The organism is Sphingopyxis sp., from assembly GCF_036402335.1.
GTDB lineage: Bacteria > Pseudomonadota > Alphaproteobacteria > Sphingomonadales > Sphingomonadaceae > Sphingopyxis.
The window spans coordinates 1-3,400 of sequence record NZ_DASWTD010000296.1; the positions used below are offsets into that span (position 1 = coordinate 1).

General features: G+C 63.0%; 3 protein-coding genes, 1 other RNA gene and 1 pseudogene. 3 read left to right on the forward strand and 2 right to left on the reverse strand.

The features are described 5' to 3' along the window. Nucleotides 1-372 (forward strand): annotated as a pseudogene (locus VGD20_RS09220) (hypothetical protein); the annotation flags it as partial. 86 nt (nucleotides 373-458) lie between these two features. On the opposite strand, the gene VGD20_RS09225 reads toward VGD20_RS09220, so the two are convergent. Next, complete coding sequence (locus tag VGD20_RS09225; RefSeq protein WP_331134157.1) at nucleotides 459-1,514, reverse strand: membrane dipeptidase; 1,056 nt, start codon at nucleotides 1,512-1,514, stop codon at nucleotides 459-461. 186 nt (nucleotides 1,515-1,700) lie between these two features. On the opposite strand from VGD20_RS09225, the gene rnpB reads away from it, so the two are divergent. Together rnpB and VGD20_RS09235 are read left to right on the forward strand one after the other, a co-directional pair. Continuing rightward, an RNA gene (rnpB, locus tag VGD20_RS09230) (RNase P RNA component class A) lies at nucleotides 1,701-2,095 on the forward strand. A gap of 77 nt (nucleotides 2,096-2,172) precedes the next feature. Continuing rightward, nucleotides 2,173-2,328: a hypothetical protein gene (locus VGD20_RS09235; protein WP_331134158.1), complete on the forward strand. Its 156-nt coding sequence runs from the start codon at nucleotides 2,173-2,175 to the stop codon at nucleotides 2,326-2,328. 5 nt (nucleotides 2,329-2,333) lie between these two features. Here the strand turns inward: VGD20_RS09235 and VGD20_RS09240 are convergent, their stop codons facing one another. Continuing rightward, entirely contained in the window at nucleotides 2,334-2,993 is a 660-nt protein-coding gene (locus VGD20_RS09240; RefSeq protein ID WP_331134159.1) for a hypothetical protein, read from the reverse strand. Nucleotides 2,994-3,400: the final 407 nt, after the last annotated feature.

The following is a 3,400-nucleotide window of genomic DNA, read 5'->3' on the forward strand; positions in this document are numbered from 1 at the left end:
CTCGATGGCGACGGTCGCCTCGGGGCGGGTTTCAAGCATCGCGCCAACCTGTCGGTTACCTACCAGACCGGGCCCATCAGCCTGAACTGGCGGACCAACTATCAGAGCAAGATGCAGGATACGCTCGGCGGCAACCCCGGGCTGGGTGACGAGAATTACGTTAAGGCCTACTGGTATCACGACGTTCAGGCGCGGTTCGCGGTCGAAAAGGACCGTCTGGAATTCTACGCCGGTATCGACAATGTGTTCGACAAGAAGCCGCCGGTCATCAACCAGAACGGCGCCTCGAGCATCACCGGCACCGAAACCGCGGCGGACAGCTACGATCCGTTCGGTCGTAACCTGTACGTCGGTGCGGTGTTCCGCTTCTGATAAGTTCGCAGCCCCGGTTCGCCGGGGCCTTCGAAAACGGGAAGGGGCGGCTCCTTGGGGGCCGCCCCTTTTCTTTGAGCAGGGCTTTAACCCAGCACGTCGGTGAGGACGCGCCGCCAGTTCCCGCCCATCACCCGGTCGATGTCGCGCGAACGAAAACCGGCCTTGTCGAGCGCGGCGGCAATCGTCGCCATGCGATTCATATTATTGAGTTCCGGAATGACGACATGCTCCGGCGTCCAGTCGAAACCGGCGATCCCTTGTTCGCGCATCGCCTGCCACCAGGGCAGATATTCCTTCACCCCCTCTTGATTGTCATTCTTCAGCGCGACCAGATTTGTCTGGCCGGCCATCGGGAAGTCGTTCGAGATTCCGACCGCCTCGATCCCCGCGACGTTTGCGACATGGCGGATCTGCGCGACCAGATGGTCGACCGTGGGCACGGCATCGCGCGTCAGCCAGAAGCTCATCATGAAAATGCCCATCATGCCGCCCTTGTCGGCAATCGCCTTGATCACCGCGTCGGAGGCGCAGCGCGGATGATCGACGATCGCCTTGCATGCGCCATGCGACAGCAGGATCGGCGTCGTGCTGCGCCGCGCCGCTTCGAGCATCGTGGGTTCTGACCCGTGCGAGACGTCGGGGACGATCCGCACGCGGTTCATCTCGGCCAGCCCATCGATACCGAGCGGGGTCAGTCCGCTCCATTCGCGTTCGAGCGCGCCGCCGGCGAACAGGTTGTTGTTGTGATGGGTGAATTGCAGGACGCGCAGGCCGCGGCGCTGGAAATCCGCGATGCGGGTCAGGTCGGTGCCGACCGGTTCGCACGACTGGAACTGCAGGAAGGTCGCGCAGCCGGGGCGCGACCCGATATCCGAACCCTTGTGCGCAACAAACGCCTCGGGCCGGTTCGCGAGCCGCGTCACCGCTGCATCGAGTGCGGCGCTGCATTTTTCGAAGGTCCTGAGGTAACGCGGGACATTGTCCTTGTCGCGAACCTCCTCGATTTCCGAAATGTCGCAGATCATTCCACCAAGGCCTGCTGCCCGGATTTCGGCGAGATCTTCGGGCAGGAAGCTGAGGCCGTCCATCATGAACCGCGGTCTCGGGGCTGCATTGGCACCAAGACCGCTCGCAGCCATGGCTGCCGCGCTGGCGGCAAGGAAAGATCTTCGGTTCATCATGGCGAGGCGGGGAGACGTCATTCTTCACTCCTGTACGGCGTTCTGGCCGAAATGGTGGTCGCCTCTTATCGCGGGTCGGCGACAAAGGGCGAGGGCTTTTCGTCCCGCTCGCCAACCGCCGGCAACACTGCTATACTCGCTCTGCCAGAGGGTCGGGCGATCGCCGCCGGTGGGGTATCCCGCCGGGGGAGGAAAGTCCGGGCTCCACGGAAATCACGGTGCCGGATAACGTCCGGCGGATCGGGCTTCGGTCCGGTTCAGGGAAAGTGCCACAGAGAGCAGACCGCCAAGGGCTTCGGCCCGGCGAAAGGTGAAAGGGTGCGGTAAGAGCGCACCGCGCGGCTGGTAACAGGCGCGGCACGGCAAACCCCACCGGGAGCAAGGTCGAATAGGGACGGTACGAGGCAACTCAGGGCTGATTCCGGCCCGGCCGTCCGGGTTGACTGCTTGAGCGTTCGGGTAACCGTTCGCCTAGAGGAATGATCGCACAGTCCCTGCAAGGGGATGGACAGAACCCGGCTTACAGACCCTCTGGCACCTCTCCCCGACACCGCATGCGGGAACCGCCCGTGCGCGGACCGCGTTCTAGGCGGACGAGTTGAAAGGGAATCGCATCATGAAAGTCGTCGATGAACATGTCGAAGTGACCGAGACCGAAGCGAGCAGCGGGGTCAAGGGACATAATGTCCGTTATGTGCTGGCTTTCTCGTTGATTGCGGCGATTATCGTCCTGTCCGCCGTCTGGATCGTACCGGCGCTGCTGCAACCCTGACTGGATCATTTCGCCTTGGTGGCGCCGATGAGTTCTTCCTCGGCACCCGGCGTTTCTTCCATGTAGATCGTCCTGACCGGTCGCCTGAACTTGCGTGTATGGAGCTTGTCATATCCGCCTTCGCCGCTTGTCGCGACCTTGAGCAGGCTGGTAATCGTGTCGCCGGTCGCGACATTCCAGCTCATCTCGTCGCCGTCATGGGCATAGGAGCGGCTATAAACCGCTGCATCGAGCCCGATCAGCCGCATCCGCTGCCGTTCCCTGATCTTTACGGCGCGATAGCGATAGGTCGCCGACAGCGCCGTGGTGCCGCCGGTCAGGTCGCGGACCGTCAGCACGCCCTTGTCGATCGATAGTTCGGCGGGACCGAGGGCATAGGGCTCGAGCTTGAAATCTCCGCCCGGTTCATGCCCGATATCGACTTCGCCGCGATAGCTTAGAACCACATAGAGGTGTCGCTCGTCGGGGCTGGAAACCACGAAGACGGTGTCGCTATCGCCGTCACCGTTGAGATCGCCGTCGGCGCGCCCCTCGATTTCCTCGCCGAGTTCGAGCTGGTCGAGAAGGAACTGGTCGGTGACCGGTGGCATCGCCGGGCGATCCTGCGCTGCGTGCGCCGAGCCGGACCACAAAAGTGCGACGATCAACCCAAGGCTTCGCATCATTCGATCTCCCCTCGACCCCGATCAGATTATCAGCTCCTATCGCAGCGTCCAGCCGGCGTCGGTGACCGCGCGCACAGCCTTGCAGCAATGGCGCCTTGGGGCTGGGAAGCGGCCGCTCCCCACCCACTTCGTCGGGTGTCCGGGACCGCGTTACAATTCCAAAGGTCAGGAAAGTTCAGCCCTATGCGTTTCCCCGCTTTGGACCTCGCGGTGTGCCGGACGCGCCCGCATGCTCCGCGGTAGCCGCGCCCCCAAGCCGGGCAGCGACCGCTTTCTCTCCACCGAATGAAAGAGCCGGATGAAGGCTGGCATAGCCGGATAATGTAGGAAAGGCTTATTTGCAGGCGACGTCGGCTTTGGGGTGGGGAGCTGCCCCTTTTGTGCACCCCGGCGAAAGCCGGGGCCCA